This window comes from Flavobacterium luteum (genome assembly GCF_008806775.1).
Taxonomy (GTDB): Bacteria; Bacteroidota; Bacteroidia; order Flavobacteriales; family Flavobacteriaceae; genus Flavobacterium; species Flavobacterium luteum.
Genome location: NZ_WAEM01000002.1, coordinates 292,919 through 312,695, shown reverse-complemented (window position 1 = coordinate 312,695; position 19,777 = coordinate 292,919). Strand labels below are relative to the sequence as shown.

16 protein-coding genes are annotated in these 19,777 nt (G+C 31.5%); 3 read left to right on the top strand and 13 right to left on the bottom strand.

Features of this window, described 5'->3' with window-relative positions; translation table 11 throughout:
• Positions 1 to 20: 20 nt before the first annotated feature.
• Both F6464_RS05210 and surE read right to left on the bottom strand, forming a co-directional pair.
• Entirely contained in the window at positions 21 to 293 is a 273-nt protein-coding gene (locus tag F6464_RS05210; protein ID WP_151106748.1) for a hypothetical protein, read from the bottom strand.
• On the bottom strand, positions 280 to 1,059 hold the full coding sequence (gene surE / locus F6464_RS05205; RefSeq protein ID WP_151106747.1) for a 5'/3'-nucleotidase SurE: 780 nt from the start codon (positions 1,057 to 1,059) through the stop codon (positions 280 to 282). Before surE ends, F6464_RS05210 begins: the two co-directional genes overlap by 14 nt.
• 175 nt (positions 1,060 to 1,234) lie before the next feature.
• Between surE and F6464_RS05200 the strand changes: the two genes are divergently transcribed.
• A complete protein-coding gene (locus tag F6464_RS05200; RefSeq protein ID WP_151106746.1) occupies positions 1,235 to 3,505 on the top strand; it encodes a carboxy terminal-processing peptidase in 2,271 nt (756 codons plus the stop codon).
• A gap of 329 nt (positions 3,506 to 3,834) precedes the next feature.
• Here F6464_RS05200 and rodA read toward each other — a convergent pair whose 3' ends face one another.
• Genes rodA through purH form a run of 6 tightly spaced genes read right to left on the bottom strand, consistent with a single transcriptional unit; the run spans position 3,835 to position 10,976 of the window.
• Positions 3,835 to 5,091, bottom strand: a complete 1,257-nt coding sequence (gene rodA / locus F6464_RS05195; RefSeq protein WP_151106745.1) for a rod shape-determining protein RodA — start codon at positions 5,089 to 5,091, stop codon at positions 3,835 to 3,837.
• A 3-nt stretch (positions 5,092 to 5,094) separates the two neighbouring features.
• Positions 5,095 to 7,035: a penicillin-binding protein 2 gene (mrdA, locus tag F6464_RS05190; RefSeq protein WP_151106744.1), complete on the bottom strand. Its 1,941-nt coding sequence runs from the start codon at positions 7,033 to 7,035 to the stop codon at positions 5,095 to 5,097.
• The gene (locus F6464_RS05185) at positions 7,032 to 7,538 is read right to left on the bottom strand and encodes a rod shape-determining protein MreD (protein WP_151106743.1); all 507 of its coding nucleotides are present in this window, start codon (positions 7,536 to 7,538) and stop codon (positions 7,032 to 7,034) included. Before F6464_RS05185 ends, mrdA begins: the two co-directional genes overlap by 4 nt.
• The gene (gene mreC / locus F6464_RS05180) at positions 7,531 to 8,352 is read right to left on the bottom strand and encodes a rod shape-determining protein MreC (RefSeq protein ID WP_151106742.1); all 822 of its coding nucleotides are present in this window, start codon (positions 8,350 to 8,352) and stop codon (positions 7,531 to 7,533) included. The genes F6464_RS05185 and mreC overlap by 8 nt, the downstream gene beginning before the upstream one ends.
• 13 nt (positions 8,353 to 8,365) lie before the next feature.
• The gene (locus F6464_RS05175) at positions 8,366 to 9,394 is read right to left on the bottom strand and encodes a rod shape-determining protein (protein ID WP_151106741.1); all 1,029 of its coding nucleotides are present in this window, start codon (positions 9,392 to 9,394) and stop codon (positions 8,366 to 8,368) included.
• A 55-nt stretch (positions 9,395 to 9,449) separates the two neighbouring features.
• Entirely contained in the window at positions 9,450 to 10,976 is a 1,527-nt protein-coding gene (purH, locus tag F6464_RS05170; protein ID WP_151106740.1) for a bifunctional phosphoribosylaminoimidazolecarboxamide formyltransferase/IMP cyclohydrolase, read from the bottom strand.
• A 183-nt stretch (positions 10,977 to 11,159) separates the two neighbouring features.
• On the opposite strand from purH, the gene F6464_RS05165 reads away from it, so the two are divergent.
• Positions 11,160 to 12,410: an ABC transporter permease gene (locus tag F6464_RS05165; protein WP_151106739.1), complete on the top strand. Its 1,251-nt coding sequence runs from the start codon at positions 11,160 to 11,162 to the stop codon at positions 12,408 to 12,410.
• 52 nt (positions 12,411 to 12,462) lie between these two features.
• On the opposite strand, the gene accD is transcribed toward F6464_RS05165, so the two are convergent.
• From accD to tamL, 3 genes are all read right to left on the bottom strand, one after another.
• The gene (gene accD / locus F6464_RS05160; RefSeq protein ID WP_151106738.1) at positions 12,463 to 13,317 is read right to left on the bottom strand and encodes an acetyl-CoA carboxylase, carboxyltransferase subunit beta; all 855 of its coding nucleotides are present in this window, start codon (positions 13,315 to 13,317) and stop codon (positions 12,463 to 12,465) included.
• A 76-nt stretch (positions 13,318 to 13,393) separates the two neighbouring features.
• On the bottom strand, positions 13,394 to 14,461 hold the full coding sequence (fbaA, locus tag F6464_RS05155) for a class II fructose-bisphosphate aldolase (protein ID WP_151106737.1): 1,068 nt from the start codon (positions 14,459 to 14,461) through the stop codon (positions 13,394 to 13,396).
• Between the two features lie 53 nt (positions 14,462 to 14,514).
• Positions 14,515 to 17,079 carry a translocation and assembly module lipoprotein TamL gene (tamL, locus tag F6464_RS05150; RefSeq protein WP_151106736.1) on the bottom strand — a complete coding sequence of 855 codons (2,565 nt, stop codon included), beginning with the start codon at positions 17,077 to 17,079 and terminating at the stop codon, positions 14,515 to 14,517.
• A 38-nt stretch (positions 17,080 to 17,117) separates the two neighbouring features.
• Between tamL and F6464_RS05145 the strand changes: the two genes are divergently transcribed.
• On the top strand, positions 17,118 to 17,846 hold the full coding sequence (locus tag F6464_RS05145) for a TrmH family RNA methyltransferase (protein WP_151106735.1): 729 nt from the start codon (positions 17,118 to 17,120) through the stop codon (positions 17,844 to 17,846).
• 3 nt (positions 17,847 to 17,849) lie between these two features.
• Here F6464_RS05145 and porT read toward each other — a convergent pair whose 3' ends face one another.
• Entirely contained in the window at positions 17,850 to 18,554 is a 705-nt protein-coding gene (gene porT / locus F6464_RS05140; RefSeq protein WP_151106734.1) for a type IX secretion/gliding motility protein PorT/SprT, read from the bottom strand.
• Between the two features lie 24 nt (positions 18,555 to 18,578).
• Positions 18,579 to 19,310, bottom strand: coding sequence for a bifunctional demethylmenaquinone methyltransferase/2-methoxy-6-polyprenyl-1,4-benzoquinol methylase UbiE (gene ubiE / locus F6464_RS05135; protein WP_151106733.1), 732 nt, complete (start codon positions 19,308 to 19,310; stop codon positions 18,579 to 18,581).
• Positions 19,311 to 19,777: the final 467 nt, after the last annotated feature.

The window sequence follows — 19,777 nt, the reverse complement described above, 5'->3', positions numbered from 1 at the left end:
TGTTAGTTTTTGAATTTAATTTAGACAAACAAAGTTACAATAGTTAAAAGAATGGTTCCTAAAACAACACCTCTAGCCATTAATTCTTTATCTAGTTTGAGTAGAGTAAAAAAGACTATTATGTTTAATATTGAGCCTAGAGTAATGATCTTGCCTAATTCTCTTTGAGATTTCATAATTTCAAAACCTTCTAAAAAGGAATAATTAGTAAAGGCTTCAATAAAAATAAAACTACCAAGAATAGCCGCAACAATTGCCATAAATATACCTAAAAGCAAATCAATTTTTCTCATTTAGATTCCAAGTGTTTAGATGCTGAATGCTGTGATGCGCAGTCATATCGAATTGAACTGGAACTACAGAAACATAACCATTTGCCAAAGCCCATTCATCAGTGTCTTCTCCTTTGTCTTCGTTCACAAATTCACCTGTAAGCCAGTAATAATCTTTGCCCTGCGGTGTTTTTCGTTTATCAAATTTTTCTACCCACAATGCTTTTGCTTGCCTACAGATTCTAATTCCTTTAATTTCATGTTCTTTGAGTTTAGGGAAATTCACGTTCAAAACTACTCCTATAGGCAATCCCTTTGTTAAAGTTTCGATAGTAATTTTTTTAATAAAGGATTTGATAGGTTCAAAATCGGCATCCCATTCGTAATCTAATAATGAAAATCCTATGGCAGGAATACCTTCAATACCAGCTTCAACTGCAGCACTCATTGTTCCTGAATAGATAACATTTATAGACGAGTTAGAGCCATGGTTAACTCCTGAAACACACAAATCTGGTTTTCTATGAAAAATTTCATTTACAGCTAACTTTACACAATCAACGGGTGTTCCCGAACAATTGTATTCTGTTATTGCTGCATTTGATTTTGATACTTTATTTAAGAATAATGTATTGTTTATGGTTATAGCATGACCCATTGCGCTTTGAGGTTTGTCTGGAGCAACCACGACGACTTCTCCAATTTCTGACATGACATCTATTAGACTTCTTATTCCAGGAGCAGAAATACCGTCGTCATTTGTTACTAATATTAATGGTTTTTTCATTATTAATTTGAAGTTAAAATCACAAAGGGCTCTTATTTTAGGTGCAAAGATTAAAATAACGGTACAAAAATAAGCTTTTTTGTTAGGATGTTTGTAAATTACTATCTTTAACAAAAAATTAGGAAGCTAAAGAATTACTTGGCATGATTTTTTGTGTAATTTGGTTAAAAATTTAATGAATGTTATTATTCAATATATGAAAAGGAATTATAAAATAATAGTTGTAGCCATAGCATTTTCCATTGGTTTATGGAGTTTTATCCCCAAAAAAACGGAAGATCCTGAAAAAGATAAATTGTTATTGGAGTTATTGACTTTTGTAATAGAACGAGGTCATTATGATCCTGCAGCTATTGATGATGCTTTTTCTAAAGGAGTTTATAAAGATTATATTGAAGCTTTAGACCCTTCAAAACGATTTTTTTTACAATCAGATGTTGATGAATTTGCTAAATATGAATTGCAATTAGACGATGAAATTAAGAATAAAGATTTAACTTTTTTCAATTTAACCTACGATAGATTAGTTAAGAGACTTACTGAAAGCAAAACCTTTTATAAAGAAATTTTAGACAAACCTTTCGATTATTCTGTTCAAGAGGATTTTAATACCGATTATTCTATTTTGCCTTTTGCTAAAACTTCTAAGGAGTTGAAAGAGAAATGGAGAAAACAAATTAAGTTATCGACTCTTTCTTCTTTGACCGATAAATTAAAGATGCAAGAAGATAAAAAAAATGGAGTCGTAAAGGATAAAGATAAAAAGGAGACTGACGATTCTTTGAGCCCTTTAAAATCTTTAACGGATAGTAATAATAGTACTGACGAAAAAGAAAATAAAGATTCAGATAAAAGTCCAATTAAAACTTTTCAACAACTCGAAAAAGAAACAAGAGAAAGTTCACTAAAATCTTTTAATGAATACTATGATTTTGTAGAAGATTTGGAAAGAAATGACTGGTTTTCTATATACATTAATGCTATTGCAACACGTTTTGACCCTCATACAAATTATTTTCCGCCAGACGCAAAAGAGCAGTTTGATGTTAGTATAAGTGGTAAATTAGAAGGAATTGGAGCCAGACTTCAAAAGAAAAATGACTACACCGAAATTTCAGAATTAATATCAGGTGGGCCTGCATGGAGAGGAAAAGAGTTGGAAGCTGGAGACGTTATCATGAAAGTCGCTCAAGGAGATAAGGAGCCTGTAGAAGTAGTTGGAATGCATCTTGACGATGTAGTAAAAAAAATAAAAGGACCTAAAGGAACCGAAGTTCGACTTACCGTAAAAAAAGTTGATGGAACTATTAAAATAATTTCAATAATTAGAGATATTGTTGAAATTGAAGAAACATATGCAAAATCAAGCGTGGTTGAAAAAGATGGTTTAAAATACGGAATCATTTATTTGCCTAAGTTCTATATCGATTTTGAGAACAACGATGGTAGAGATGCTGGTAAAGACATGGCTATTGAAGTTGATAAATTAAAGAAAGAAGGCGTTAGTGGAATCATAGTTGATGTTCGTGATGATGGAGGAGGTTCTTTAAAAACAGTTGTAGACATTGCTGGGTTATTTATTGAAGAAGGTCCAGTAGTTCAAATAAAATCGGCTGGCAGAAAAAAAGAAGTGCTTTATGATAGAGATAAAAAAGTACAATGGGACGGACCATTAGTTGTAATGGTAAATAGTTTTTCGGCATCTGCTTCAGAAATTTTAGCTGCCGCAATACAAGATTATAGAAGAGGAATCATTATTGGTAGCAAGCAAACCTATGGCAAAGGAACGGTTCAAAATGTAATTGATTTGAATCAATTTGTTAGAAATAGTGCTATTGGTGATATTGGTGCATTAAAAACAACAACTCAAAAATTTTATAGAATTAATGGAGGTTCTACTCAGCTAGAGGGAGTAACAAGTGATGTGGCAATGCCGGATCGTTATTCTTACTTAAAAATGGGCGAGCGTGATATAGATAATGCAATGCCTTGGGATAAAATAGATCCAGCTATATTTAATTTTTGGGACAAGCAAACCAATTTTGATGCTGCCATAGAAAATAGTAAGAAAAGAGTAGCGTTGAATGATAAGTTTAAATTAATTGAGGAAAATGCAAAATGGATTGATACTAGAAATAAAGAAAGTATTTATAGTTTAAATATTGATAAATTTAAGAAGGAGCAAAATACAATTGAAGAAGCTGCAAAAAAATTCAAATCTATTGCTGATTATCAAACGCAATTAAAGTTTTATTCTTTGCCAACTGAAATTGAAGCAATGAAAACGGATGGTGCTTTAAAAGAAAAGCGAGAAAGATGGCACGAAAGTTTGTCTAAAGATATTTATGTTGAAGAAGCAATTAATATTCTTAACGATTTACAAACTAAACCAATTGTAAAAAAGAATATTGAACCCTTAAAAAAAGATAAGTTAGTTAAATCGTAGATAATTATTTTTAAACTTAAGCAGTTTAGATAGTTTAAATATAAAACCCATAAAAAAAATTATTTTTATGGGTTTTTTAGTGTTTAATTAGTGTATATCATCTTTTAACTTTCATTTATTTATAAAATTCTACCAAGACAAAATGCTGAAAAATACAATATGATTGCTTTTTTAATTCCCTATCAAAATCAGAAATGCCATTTTATAATTTCGTGGTGTCTATAGGATATAGTACAAAATACAGTAGTAGATTTTTTTCCTAAACTTGAAAATCAAGAAGAGGAAGTTAAAAAAAAAATAATTTTTATAAAGGAGCGATTAAAGTGAGTTTACCATTCATTTACTTTATTAGCATCCATTTTTAAGAAGATAAACAGTAATATTGTAAAACCCCAAAGCCCCGATCCTCCATAGGAAAAGAAAGGCAAAGGCACTCCAATTGTTGGAAAAATTCCAGTAACCATGGCAATGTTTACAAAAAAGTGCATAAATAATATGGCGGCTACACAATATCCATAGACTCGGCTAAATTTTGTTTTTTGCCTTTCAGATAAATAGATTACCCTAAAAATCAAACCTACAAACAAACCAATAACGATTAAACAACCTAAAAACCCCCATTCTTCCCCAACTGTTGTAAAAATGTAATCGGTGTGTTGCTCAGGTACAAATCCCCCTTTAGTCTGAGTACCTTCAAGAAATCCTTTTCCAAACCAGCCTCCTGAGCCTATTGCAATTTCTGATTGGTTTGTATTATATCCAATTCCTTTCATGTCTACTTCTTTGCCTAAAAGAATATTAAAACGGTCACGATGGTGTTGTTTAAATACATTGTCAAAAACATAATCCACAGAAAATACAAATCCTGAAATTAATACTAGAATTATGGCGCTTGCAACAACGTTTCTATCGATTATACGGCTTTTATAATAAATAAAGCTAGTAACTAAAAAAGAAATTAAAATTACGGCCCAAGGTTCTAAAACCAATGAAAGCACAAACACAACAATTGCAATAAAACCAGTCCAAAGATACCAAGGCGGTAATCCCTCCCGATATAAAACGATAATAAACATGGTATAAATTAAAGCACTTCCAGGGTCGTGTGGAACTATTAAAAGAATGGGTAAAAAAATGATTCCTAGGGCTTGTATTTGCCTATTTACATCTTTTAAATTTACTTGTACATCACTTAAATATTTAGCTATTGCAAGCGCAGTTGCAGCTTTAGCAAATTCAGAAGGTTGTAATCCAAACGAACCAAACGAATACCAATTGGCTTGTCCTTTTATAGTTTTTCCAAAAACAAATAATCCAGCTAATGATAACAATGCAACACCAAAAATTATTGTCGAATATTTTTCGTAGAATTTTCCATCTACTGATAAAACCATAAAAATTAAAGGAATGGTTAATACGATACTCAACAATTGTTTCCCGTAAAATTGGGATAAATCTAAAATATAATTGTCATCTGAAAGAGATAGAGAAGAGGAATAAATATTTAACCAACCCATAACCACTAGTGTGATGTAGATAATCACGCTAACCCAATCTAGATTATTTGTTACGCTTTGGTTTTTCATTTTCTAATTCTTTTTCTTCATGCTATCAGTTAAAATCACTTTTTTTGGCTTCATTACCAATAGGCTATCTCCAATCTTTGGCTTTGAAATCAATAAACTATCTACCGTTTTTTTTCCAGAATATTTGGCATATCTATCTTGTAAGCTTCTCTCTAGTGTTCTTTTTTCTAAATCTATTCTTGTTATTTTATGTCTAAGATATTTTTCAATCATTAAACTTGCAATTGGCCCAGCAATTGTTGCTCCAAAACCACCATTTTCCACCAAAATAGCTATAGCAATTTTAGGATTGTCTTTTGGGGCAAAGGCAACAAATATTGAATGGTCTTCTAGTTGCGTTCTTTTACCATTAATTTTAGCAAAATTTTCCGCGGTTCCGGTTTTTCCGCAAATATCAATCCCTTCTACACGAAGAGCACTTGCTGTTCCAAAGTTATAAACATCAAATAAACCACTAATCATAGGAGCAAAATATTTTTTGTCAATTGTGCTTACATGTTTAGTTGTGAATTTTTTATCAATTTTTTCACCCTTAATTTTCTTAATGATATGAGGTGTATAATAATAACCTTGATTTGCAACTGTAGCCATCATATTCGCCAATTGAATAGGAGTCATTAATACCTCACCTTGACCAATTGCGTTTGAAATAATTGTTTTACCACTATAACCCCAGCCAGGATATATTTTTTTATATGTTTTTGAAGTAGGAATTTTTCCTTTTTTACCCGTCGGTAAATCGTAGCCCATAAATTGTCCTAATCCAAAACTTTTCACATGATTACTCCAAGTATCTACTGCATATGGTGTATTCGAATATTTTCCGATAATACGTAAGTAAACATTTGCAAAATAAGTATTACAAGAATTGTAGATTCCATTGTGTAATTGATGAGGGCCAGATCCATGACACTTCATAAATCGCCCTGGCGCATAACTAAAACCGTGATGGCACATAAAAGTAGTTTGCTCATCTATCACTCGTTCTTGAAGTCCAACAAGACCTGTCATAATTTTAAAAGGAGAACCTGGTGGATATTCCGCGAGTAAACCCCTGTCATACAAAGGTTTTGCAATAGAATCTCGATATAACATTGTGTAATTCCTAGAGCGTTGTCTTCCAACTAAAATTGCAGGATCATAGGAAGGAGCAGTAACCAATGCTAGGATTTCTCCAGTTTTAGGCTCAATTGCAACGATTCCTCCACGTTTGTTATTCATTAATTGCTCCCCATATTTTTGAAGTTCAGCATCAATAGTTAAATTAATATCTTCTCCTTGCACGGCAATAGTGTCAAATTCCCCTTCTTTATAAGAGCCAATTTCTCTATTGTATTTGTCTTTTTGAATATATTTTACCCCTTTTATTCCTCGCAGTACTTCTTCATAACTTTGTTCTACACCTTGCATGCCTAGCAAGTCCCCACTATTATAATAGGGGTTTTTTTCAATTGTTCTTTCATTGGCTTGTGTAATAAAACCGAAAACATTTGCTCCAAAATTTACTTGGTAATCACGAAGGGATCTTTTTTGAATATAAAATCCTTCAAACTTTCTAATTTTTTCCTGAAAAGCCGCAAATTCTAATTTGTTTAATTGCGGAAGAAATACGGATGGTAATCGAGGGCTATATACTTTTGCTTTTTTTATAATCCTAATATATTCAGATTTGGGAACATTTAATAATTTACAAAATTCTAAAGTGTCAATATTTTTTAATTCTCTTGGGATTACCATGATGTCGTATGACGGTTGATTGGCCACAAGAAGAACCCCATTTCTATCATAGATATACCCTCTTTCGGGATATTCATATTGAATTTTAATGGCATTGTTATCCGATTTTAATTTTAAGGAATCATTAATAACTTGCAAATAAAAAAGCCTCAATATTAATAAGATAGTTGCTATAATGATTATTGTAGGTAATAAAACTTTTCTCATCGCTTACTTGGCTTTATAATATAAATAATTATAATGCAAATAATTATAGTAAACACGGTGCTAAGAATTGTTTTTAGAATAATTTCCCATAAAAAATTTAATCTAAAAACTTCTAGTAAAAACAAAGAAAAATGATGTAGAACAACTGAAAAAAGAATAAATGAAAATCGTTCTGGAGTAAGAATATCATTTAGTCTTACGGTTTGGTATTCATAACTTAAACCAAAAGAAAATTTAAAAATATAGGGTCTATAGTAGGCTAATGCCAAACAAGAAGCTGCATGAACTCCTCCAGAATTACAAAACATATCTAGAATAATACCCAATAAAAAGCTTGAAAGTAAAAGCCCATATTTATTACCATTTACAGGATAAAGAATAATAAATAGAAGATAAGGATACGGATTAATATATCCTAAAAAATTCATATTATTAAAAATAAGAACTTGAGCCGCCAATAGCAGAATAAATCGAGCTAAATTTACTAAGATGGCGCTATTCATTTTCTTTTTTTTCTAGATTTTTAATTTCTTCGCTATCTTTACTTTTTATGATATATACATGACCAAGGCTAGTCATGTCATTAAATAGTTTTATGTTTAGGGTGTAGTAATTGGTTTTATTATCAATAAAGATATTATTGATTGTTCCTATTCCGATGTTTTCAGGGAAAATAACCGACTGGCCTCCAGTAACAATAGTGTCCCCTTTTCTAACCGATGCCAATCTTGGAACATCAATTAATTGTACAAATCCAGTGCTTTTACCATTCCAAACTAATGATCCAAAGTGATTTGATTTTTTAATTTTTGCATTAATTTGAGATTTTACATTCAATATACTAATTACAGTAGCATAATTTTTCGAAGTCTTATCAACAATTCCGATTATCCCTGCACTATTAATTACACCCATGTCTGATTTTACCCCAGCAGCTTCTCCACTATTAATAGTGAGGTAATTTTCATATGAACTGTAGGAATTGTGGATTACTTTAGAAACTATAATATTAGCTTTACTAACTCCTCTAATGGTGTCAATTTTAGGTAAAGAAGTAGTATCTTTTGAATTAAATATAATACTTTTAAGTCTAGCATTTTCAAGAGCTAATTCCTCATTTTGAGTTTTTAAATTCAAATATTCACTAATTGAATTTATTCTCTCATAAACACCGCCTGTTAAAAAGTTAGCCGAACTGATTATTTTGCTTCTATGATAAGAATGTGACTGAATAGTTAGGATTAATGAGGTACCCAAAAGCAGCAAAAACAGCAATCTATAGCTGTTTTTAAATATAAAATTAAATATTTGCTGCATTAATTAGTCGTAATTATTTAATTAAAACACTTCTGAATTTAGGAATATTTTTAAGTGCCATGCCTGTTCCTCGAACTACGGCTCTTAATGGGTCTTCTGCAATATATACAGGCAAGTCTGTTTTTTGAGAAATTCTTTTATCAAGACCTCTCAACATTGAACCACCGCCAGCAAGATAAATACCTGTATTATAAATATCGGCAGCTAACTCTGGAGGAGTTTGAGATAAGGTCTCCATTACAGCATCTTCAATACGCTGAATAGATTTATCTAACGCTTTAGCAATTTCTCTATAAGAAACCTCTACTTGCTTTGGTTTTCCTGTTAATAAATCTCTACCTTGAACAGACATGTCATCTGGAGGTGTTTCAAGATCTTCAATAGCAGCGCCAATAGTAATTTTAATTTTTTCGGCAGTACTTTCTCCAACAAATAAGTTGTGTTGCGTACGCATGTAATAAACAATATCATTTGTAAAAACGTCACCTGCAATTTTCACAGATTTGTCGCATACAATCCCCCCCAATGCAATAACAGCAATTTCAGTAGTTCCGCCACCTATATCAACAATCATGTTTCCTTTAGGTTGCATGATGTCTATGCCAATACCAATTGCGGCAGCCATTGGTTCATGAATTAGATATACTTCTTTTCCGTTTACTCGCTCACAAGATTCTTTTACAGCTCGCATTTCCACCTCGGTAATTCCAGAAGGAATACAAACTACCATACGCAACGCTGGAGTAAACATTCTTTTCTTTAAAGCAGGAATGCTTTTAATGAACATGCTAATCATTTTTTCAGAAGCATCAAAATCGGCAATAACACCATCTTTCAATGGTCTTATGGTCTTTATGTTTTCATGCGTTTTACCTTGCATCATATTTGCCTCTTTTCCTACGGCAATTATTTTACCCGATATTCGATCACGAGCTACTATAGATGGACTATCAATGACAACTTTATCATTGTGAATAATTAACGTGTTGGCGGTACCAAGGTCTATCGCAATATCCTCAGTCATGAAATCAAAAAATCCCATACGATTTTTAAGGGTTTATTATTTATATAAATTTAAGCGTACAAAGTTAAACAAATTAATGTTTAAAATGACGTGTTCCTGTAAATACCATTGCAACTTTATTTTCATTACAATATTTGATGCTTAATTCGTCTTTTATAGAACCCCCAGGCTGAATAACAGCAGTAATCCCTGCTTTTTTAGCAATCTCCACACAATCAGGAAAAGGAAAAAAAGCATCACTTGCCATTACCGCTCCGTTTAAATCAAAACCAAATGTATTTGCTTTTTCAATAGCTTGTTTCAAGGCATCAACTCTAGATGTTTGTCCTGTTCCAGAGGAGATCAAAGTTCCGTTTTTTGTAAAAACAATAGTGTTTGACTTGGTGTTTTTGCAAATTTTAGAGGCAAATATCAAATCTTCGATTTCCTGAGCAGTTGGACTTTTAATTGTAACTGTTTTTAAGTCTTGTTTAGCATCTGTGACATTGTTTTTATCTTGAACTAAAAGTCCGTTTAGGCAAGTTCGAACTTGTTTCTGAGGTAACTCTACATCATTTTGAACTAATATAATTCTATTTTTCTTTTCAGATAAAATAGCAATTGCCTCCTTTTCATAACTAGGTGCTATTACAACTTCACAAAAAAGTTTGTTTATTTCGGCAGCTGTTGCCACATCAATCTTTACATTAGAAATTAAAACTCCACCGAATGCTGAGGTTGGGTCGCAAGCTAATGCCGCAACATACGCTTCATATATAGTACTTCTGGTGGCAAGACCACAAGCGTTGTTGTGCTTTAGTATTGCAAAAGTAGGGGCTTCGTTTTTGAATTCTAAAATTAAATTTACAGCAGCATCAACATCTAATAAATTATTATAAGACAATTCTTTTCCGTGTAATTTTGAAAACATAGCGTCAAAATCACCAAAGAAAAATCCTTTTTGATGCGGATTTTCGCCATATCGCAATACTTGACCGTTTGCAATACTTGTTTTGAAAATAGTATCATCTGTATTAAAATAATTGAAAATTGCAGTATCATAATGAGAGGAAACATGAAAAGCTTTTGTTGCGAAAAGTTTTCTGTTTTCTAAAGTTGTTGCGCCATTTTGAGTCGAAATTAAATCCAAAAGCAAACTATATTCGTCAACTGAAGCAACAATAACAGTGTCTTTGAAGTTTTTTGCAGCAGCACGAATTAATGAGATGCCACCAATATCTATTTTTTCGATAATATCACTTTCTGGAGCTCCTGATTGTACTGTTTTTTCAAAAGGATATAAATCGACAATCACTAAATCGATTTGAGGTATTTTAAATTCTTCCATTTGTTGCACATCACTTTCGTTGTCCTGACGGTTTAATATTCCTCCAAAAATTTTTGGATGCAATGTTTTTACTCTTCCGCCAAGGATGGAAGGATAGGAAGTAACATCTTCTACTGGAACAACTGGAATTCCTAGATTTTTAATAAAATCTTCGGTTCCGCCAGTTGAATAAAGGGTGACATTTTGTTCGTGTAGTTTGCGAACAATTGGCTCTAACCCGTCTTTAGAAAAGACTGAAATTAATGCCGATTGAATAGTTTTAGTTGTGTTCATTTTGTTGAGTTGTGCCTGACTGTCGACAGGAAGATTTAAAAATGCAAAAGTAATTTTTTTAAACCTAAAATTCAATGTATTTGTGTAACAATATTTTAAAAAATAGGACAAATATTGGTGTAGGATTTTATTAGGTTTTTAAAAAAATAGTAATGAATTTTACAATATCCAATAAGTAAATTTATGGTTGTTTATTTTCGATTACTCAATGAGAGTTTTAGTTTTGCGATGAATGCGCTTCGCACCAATAAATTGAGGACAATCCTTTCGTTATTGGGAGTTACTATTGGAATTTTTTCTATTATTGCCGTTCTAGCTGCTGTAGATTCGTTAGACAGAAAAATCAAGAAGGATTTGAGTACTCTCGATAAGAATACAGTTTATTTAATGAATTTTTCTTTTGCACCAACAGAAATCCCGCGATGGAAAAGGGAACAGTTTCCAAAAGTAACTTATGAAGAATACCAATATTTAAAAAGTTCGATGAATGGAGCAGAAAATTTATGTTATCAATTGTTTACCAAACGTGAAAATGTAAAATTTGAATCTAAAACAGTTAGTGATTTGAATGTGGTTCCAGTTTCATCAGAGTTCGATGATATTCAGAAATTAGATTTTAAAGAAGGACGTTTTTATAATGAATCGGAATCGAACTCAGGAGCAGCTTTAATTGTTCTTGGTTATGATGTTGCTCAAAATTTATTCGAGAATTATGAAGCAATAGGCCAAAAGGTTCGATTGTATGGTCAAAATTTTACAGTTATAGGAGTTTTAAAAAAGCAAGGAGCAGGGCTTTTTGGAGACAGTAATGATACTTCGGTTTTTTTACCTTCTAATTTTTTAAGAAGAATGTACGGAGATAATGCCGATTTTTTGACACCTGTAATTATTTTAAAACCGTTAAAAGGAATTGATATCGATGCTTTTAAAGCTGAATTATCTCAAAAACTAAGAAATTATAGAGGCGTAAAAACGGGAGATATCGATAATTTTTTCATTAATGTACTTTCGGGATTTACCGATTTTCTTGACAGTATCATTAGTCAAATGAATCTTGTGGGGTGGATAATTGCTGGTTTCTCTCTTCTTGTAGGCGGTTTTGGAATTGCCAATATTATGTTTGTTTCTGTAAAAGAACGCACCAACTTGATAGGTATTCAGAAATCATTAGGTGCTAAAAATAAATTCATCTTAATGCAATTTTTATTTGAAGCGGTAATACTATCCGTAATTGGCGGAATAATTGGTTTATTTTTAGTTTGGATTATCTCTATCGTTTTGACTAAGGCATTAGATTTTGATTTCTTTCTTGGTACCGGAAACATTCTTCTCGGAACAGGTTTAGCTGCAGTAATTGGATTAATTTCGGGCATTTTGCCAGCCATTTCAGCATCACGATTAGATCCTGTAGAGGCTATTAGAACGGGGATTTAGTTTTGTTATCATTTTTGTATACAAAAAAATCCTGATTGCTCAGGATTTCAAGTTATCTAATTTCATTATTCTGTATCAAATCGAGATACAAATTTATCTTGTCTTTTAGCTCTTTTCTTGGAGTTATAAAATCTAAGAAACCGTGATCTAAAACAAACTCAGCAGTTTGAAAACCTTCTGGCAAATCTTTACCAGTGGTGTCTTTTACCACTCTAGGACCAGCAAAACCAATTAAGGCTCCAGGTTCAGAAATGTTTACGTCACCCAGCATGGCATAAGAAGCAGTTGTTCCTCCCGTTGTTGGATCAGTACATAATGAAATGTAAGGAATCTCGGCTTCGGCTAGTTGCGCTAATTTAGCCGCTGTTTTGGCTAATTGCATCAACGAATAGGCTGCTTCCATCATTCTAGCCCCACCTGATTTTGAAATCATTAAAAAAGGAACTTTGTTTTTGATTGAATAATCTATTGCACGAGCAATTTTTTCTCCAACAACTGCTCCAACAGAACCTCCTATAAAAGCAAAATCCATACAACAAATCACTAAATCTTTTCCTTTAGATTTTCCAACTCCAGTACGAACGGCATCTTTAAGATTTGTTTTAGACATTGCGTCTTTTAAACGATCGGCATACTTTTTAGTGTCTTCAAAATGCAATGGATCTTTAGATTGTAGATTTTTATCTAACTCTTTGAATTCATTATTGTCAAACAAAATTTCAAAATATTCAGCGCTTCCAATTCGTACATGAAAATCATCTTCGGGACTAACCCAAAGATTGCGTGCCAATTCATCAGCATCGATTATTTTTCCAGTAGGAGATTTATACCACAATCCTTTTGGTACATCTCTTTTGTCTTCGGTTGCTGTTGTAATTCCTTTTTCTGTTCGTTTAAACCAAGCCATAATTTTTATTTTTGGATGGAAGATGGAAGTTAGAAGATGGAAGATTTTATCCCAGCTTCAAACTACTAGCTTCTAGCTATAATGTATTTACGTTGTTCAAATCAGCAAAAGCTACTTCTAGTCTTTTGATGAAAGTTACTTCGCCTTCACGAATCCATTTTCTTGGATCGTAATATTTTTTGTTTGGAGAGTCAGCTCCTTCAGGGCTACCAATTTGAGTTCTTAAATAATCAATATTTTTAACCATATAATCACGAATTCCTTCTGTAAATGCAAATTGCAAATCAGTATCGATATTCATTTTAATTACACCATAAGAAATCCCTTCACGAATTTCTTCTAGAGTAGAACCCGATCCACCATGAAAAACAAAATCTACTGGATTGTGACCTGTGTTGAATTTGTTTTGAACGTAATCTTGAGAATTTTTCAAGATTTTAGGAGTTAATTTTACATTTCCTGGTTTGTAAACCCCGTGTACATTTCCAAAAGCAGCTGCAATTGTAAAACGAGGGCTCACTTTCATTAATTCTTCGTAAGCATAAGCTACTTCTTCTGGTTGTGTATATAATTTTGAACTATCTACATCCGAGTTGTCTACTCCATCTTCTTCACCACCGGTAATTCCTAATTCTATTTCAAGTGTCATTCCCATTTTGCTCATTCTAGCCAAATAGGTTTTGCAAATTTCTATATTTTCTTCAATTGGTTCTTCAGATAAGTCAATCATGTGAGAGCTAAACAATGGTTTTCCAGTTTCAGCAAAATTTTTCTCCGAAGCATCTAGTAAACCATCAATCCAAGGCAATAATTTTTTAGCACAATGGTCAGTATGCAAAATTACCGTTGCACCATAAGCTTCTGCTAACGTGTGAACGTGTTTTGCGCCAGCAATACCTCCAGCAATGGCTGATTTTTCGTTAGCATTAGACAATCCTTTTCCAGCATTAAATTGAGCTCCTCCATTAGAAAACTGAATAATTACTGGTGCATTTAGTTTTGCAGCAGTCTCTATTACCCCGTTTATTGTACTTGAACCTATTACATTTACTGCGGGAAGTGCAAAGCCTTTTTCTTTTGCATAGTTGAAAATTTCTTGAACTTGGTCGCCAGTTGCAACACCAGGTTTAATGTTATGTGCCATTGTGTTTGTTTTTAGTTTACAGATTTAGAGCACAAAAATAATAATTTAATAATTTAGAAAGGATAATTTATTCCGATATTTAGTACCGAGTTACTAAAATTATAATCTCTAAACCATTTTTTGTTGTATTCTTCCGAAGGAACATAGGTTTTAAATCCAAGATCTAAACGAACAACAAAAAAATTGAAGTCATATCTAAAGCCCATTCCAGATCCTATAGCTGTGTCTTTTAATGATTTGAGGCCGGTAAATACTGCTTTTTCGTCAGTAACATTGTCTAATACGTTCCATATATTTCCTGCATCAACAAACAAAGCTCCATTTAATTGCCCAAAGAAATTAAATCTAAACTCAGCACTCATAGCGATTTTTAAATTAGCTTCATTAAAATCGTTAAAAGAAGCTACTCTTCCGGGACCTAAAGAGTATGATTGCCATGCTCTATTGTCATTTGATCCGCCTGCAAAATAACTACGAGAAAAAGGAATACTATTTGAGTTTCCGTATGGAATTGCAATTCCTATAAAACTTCTAAAGGCGACTATTTTTTTTCGGTTTAAGTCCCAATGTTTAATGAATTCTAATTCATTTTTAATATATTGAGAAAATTCAACCTGAAAAACGGTATTGCTACCACCCTGATTATCTAGCTGTTTCGAAGCTCTAGCAATGAGGGATAATAAATTCCCTGCAGATTCCACCTTTGTTTTAAAGCTATAGAAATTTTCATCATTCAAATCACTTTTGGTAGTCTTTGTAAATGTAAAATTAGAAGCAAAAATCAAATTATTTTCTGTTAGTCTTATTTTTCGTTCATTTAAACTATTTACTATTTTTCGATCGATATCATTTAAAACTATAGATGGATTGTTACCTAGGCTACTTCCTAAAAATCCATTAGTGCCACTTTCAATAATTAAATTTTTCTTGTCATCAAAAAAATCAGGATTAGTTGAGGGATATTCTCTTGCTATGCTATTTAGTGTGTTATAAGATGAGCTATACACTTTAAAGTAATTACCAAGATTTATATTTTTTACAAACTGAATGTTTACCAAGTCTAAACGGGCAATTACATTTCGTTTGGGAGTCCAATTATAGGTTAAAGTGCTTGTAAAATTTTCTTTATCTAGTCCAATATTTCTTTGTTTTGCATAACCTACATTTAAAGTTGTAGTTGGAATCATGCTTTTTGGTATAATTTTATCGGGATTAAAAAACATAAAAATTCTAGGAAAATTTAATTTCATGTCAATACCATATTCAAAAACATTAAAAAAATTATCGCTAGGATTTGCCAAATCTTGTGAAGAGCCTATGTTTCCTCTACCTGCAATATCAAAGGTTTCAGCACCATTAAAAATATTTCTAATTGAGAGTGAAGTTGTTGCTACAATTCCAAAATCTTGAATGTTAGAATGTGTTAAATCTAGCGAAGTACCAAAACTAAATTTTTTTCGAGGGGTTAAATAAATATTTGCAATCAGAGCGTTTTGTGTACTGTCTTTTGTATCGAAATCGTATTGAATTGTGGGGTAATTAAACACTTTTAAATTACTAAAATACCGGGAGGTTAAATTGGTTTTAGTGTCAGAATAAAGACTTCCTTTAGTTATAAAAACCGCATCAGAAATTGCTTTTGGTTTGTATTTTAATTTTCCTTTGCTAAATAAATTAAAATTATTGTACGTTACTTTTGTAGTATCTTTTTTTTCTGATTTTGATTTATTTGCTTTAAAATCAGTATAAATATTAACTTCACTTATTTTATAGGCTATAAAAGGTTTTGTTTTGGTAGAATCGCCTTCTCTATAAGAATAATCGTTAATTTTAAGATCGACACCTACTTTGTTTTTTTTGTTAATGGTATCTATGTCAAAATTAATATAGTTTTGTTGAAAAAGATAAATCCCATTATTTCTAAAATGACTTGTAATCCTAGCAATTTCGGCATTAAAATCGTCAGTCTTGTATTGTTTTCCTATTTTTATTAATGAGTTCGTTTTTTTAGAGTTATATAATGAATCTAATATTGGGGAAATAATTTTAGTTTGTAATGAATCTATAAAGAAAGCATTGCCCGTATTTACGGTATATTTAATTTTTGCTTTTTTAGCACCAATAGAATCTATTTTATATTTGGTTTTGGTGTTAAAAAAACCATTGTTGAAATAGTACGATTTTAATAAAGCTTCTGATTTTTTCGTGCTTTTTTCGTCTAAAATAACTGGTGCTTCACCAGACTTCATTAAAAATTCGTGAATTCCTGCATACCAAAAAGATTGTCCTAAACGATTTACTTGTTTAGCGGATAACCATTTAGATTTGCGATTATATTTCTCCGGATTTGCAATAAACTTAGCTTTATAAATTGAATCGTGTTTAGAATTGGCTAGGTTGTATAAATTTAATCGAAAGGGAAATCCTAAAATAGCACTATTTGGTTTTTGGTAGAGTTGATTGTGAATGAGTTCTTTTTTCTCATTCTTATTATTAACTTCAATTACGTTTTTTGTTAATAGTTTTTTACCGTTAGGCACTTTTTTTTCTGAGGCACAACCAGATATAAGTATTCCAATTAAAATAAATAATGATATTTTTGTAAAGGTGTTTCTCAAGGGTTGTGAAATATTTAATTCAAAAGTACATTATTTCTATGGTTAGTAAAAACCAAATAAAATTAATAACGAGTTTGCAACAAAAAAAATATCGCAATATCGAAAAATTATTTATTGCCGAGGGAACAAAAGTAATTCAAGAATTGTTGCAATCCAATTTCAAATTACAACATTTATATACCACTAAAGAAGATTTTAATGAAATTTCCATTGTTGAGAAAACCATTATTTCTGAAGGTGATTTAAAAAAAATTTCCGCATTATCATCCATAAATACATGTTTGGGTGTTTTTAGGATACCAGAGTCTAAAATCATTCAAGAAGAAGGATTACTTGTCGCATTAGATGATGTTCGTGATCCAGGAAACTTGGGAACCATTCTCAGATTGTGTGATTGGTTTGGTATTACCGATGTAGTTTGCTCACAATCAACTGTCGATATTTTTAATCCAAAAGTGATACAAGCCACAATGGGTTCTATCTCGAGAGTAAATGTGAATTATGTAGATTTGAATTCATTTTTAAAAAATACTTCATTACCCATTTTTGGAACCTTTATGGATGGCAAAAATATTTACAACCAAAAACTTCCAAAAGAAGGAATCATTGTCATGGGAAATGAAGCCAATGGAATTACTGAAAATATAGAGAAAATTATATCTGAGCGATTATCAATTCCTAGATTTGGTAGTTTACAACAAACCGAAAGCTTAAATGTAGCAACAGCAACCGCTATAGTTTTAAGCGAATTTAAACGAAATTGTTAAATTTTAATGAAAAGTAAAGTTTACTAAAAAAGCCCGAGTTTTCATCGATTGAATATTTCCAGTCCAAGGACTGTTGAGGTCATTATCTCTAATTAATTCATCGTTTAAACCAAAAACACCACGTATAGAAGGGGAGAATTTAAAATATTCTAAGTATAAATCAACGCCAAAACCAATTTCATAATTTCGAGTCCATTTTTTTACTCTAAAACGTTGCTGAAAATTATCATCTAAGGATTGCGAATTACTAGATAAATTTAAAGTAGAGGATAAGCCTCCAACTAGATAAGGTCTCACATTACCAGTTCTTAAAGAAGAGAATTTTAATAATAATGGCAAATGGATATAAGTAGCGCCAACAGGCCTCAAAGCATCAATAGGTTTAGTTTGATTGGCAAAAGTTAAATCTCTTTGGGTATAATACAGTCCGGGTTCAAACCGCAAATTAACATATTCAAAAAGACGTAAATCACCTACCAAACCAACATTAAAACCAGTAGTAGTTTTGACTAAAACATCTGGAGCAACATTTTTATATTCAAATTTAAAATCATAGGAATTAAAACCTAAAAAATAGCCCCAGTATACTCGTTGTTTGTCAAAATTTTCATTGTTAATAATTGGGTCTTTACTAAATACACCACCTGGAAACTGGGAGTATCCATCAGTAAAAATGAACATTACAATAAAAACAATTATTTTTTTCATATTGATGCGTACTGTTTTTCAGTATTATTTCTTGGAAGCTGAATAAATGGTTGCAACACCAAATGTTTGAGGCCTATCTACAACATTTATAAACCCAATTTTTCTCAAAATATTGTTTAAAGCTTCTCCAAAAGGAAAAACTGAAGCCGATTCTGATAAATAACCATAAGCTACATCATCTTTAGAAAATATTCGCCCTATTAATGGCAAGATGTTTTTAGTATAAAAAACATATCCTTGTTTGAAAGGAAATTTTGTAGGATTTGAAGTTTCTAAAATTACAAAAACACCATTTGGTTTCAACACACGTAAAATTTCGGTTAATCCTTTTTCAAGATTTTCAAAATTTCGTACGCCAAAAGCAACTGTAATAGCATCAAAAGTATTGTCCTCAAAAGGCATTTTTTCAGAATCTCCAATAATCATCTCAATTTTATTGGCAAGATTTTTATTGGCTATTTTTTTTATGCCCACCTCTAGCATTCCTGGAGAAATGTCTAAACCAATAATTTTTTCTGCATTTGTTTTTGCCATTAATATGGCTAAGTCACCTGTTCCTGTAGCAATGTCGAGAATTGTTTTAGGATTTGATTGCGTGACTATTTGCAATACTTTTTTTCTCCACTTAACATCAATACCAAATGAAATTATTCGATTTAAACCGTCATAATTTTCAGAAATTGTATCAAACATTTGAGCAACTTGTTCTTTTTTACTTAATAAAGATTCTTTATATGGAGTAATGATTTTTGGCATTTTTGTTTTTTGCAAATATAATATAAACTGCACAATCTCTAATTGTGTTTTAAAATATATTAACTCTAAGAGAGAGTCTTAAGTTTTGTTCTTTTGCTCACTAAAATTAGTGAATAAAAAATCACTAATTATGGGTATTGTTGGTCTGATAAATTAATTTCAATTTTACTAAGCAATTAATTAACATTTAGAATATGTTTTTCAAGAGATTTCATAAGAGAAATTAAATGGTTAATAGTCGTTATTATTATTTCATTTTTTCTTGTAAACGTTGTAAATACAACAAATTTATATGGTGTTAATTTTGAAGCGCAAAAAACGTTCTTTGGTTTAAATTTGTTTTTGGAAATTTTAGTTTTTTCCGCCTTTAGTACCTTTGTGGTATTTGGTATTAAAGGATTTTTTGAGAGTTATTCTCACAAATATACCAACGTCATTATTTTTTCAACTGGAATTATATTGGCGTT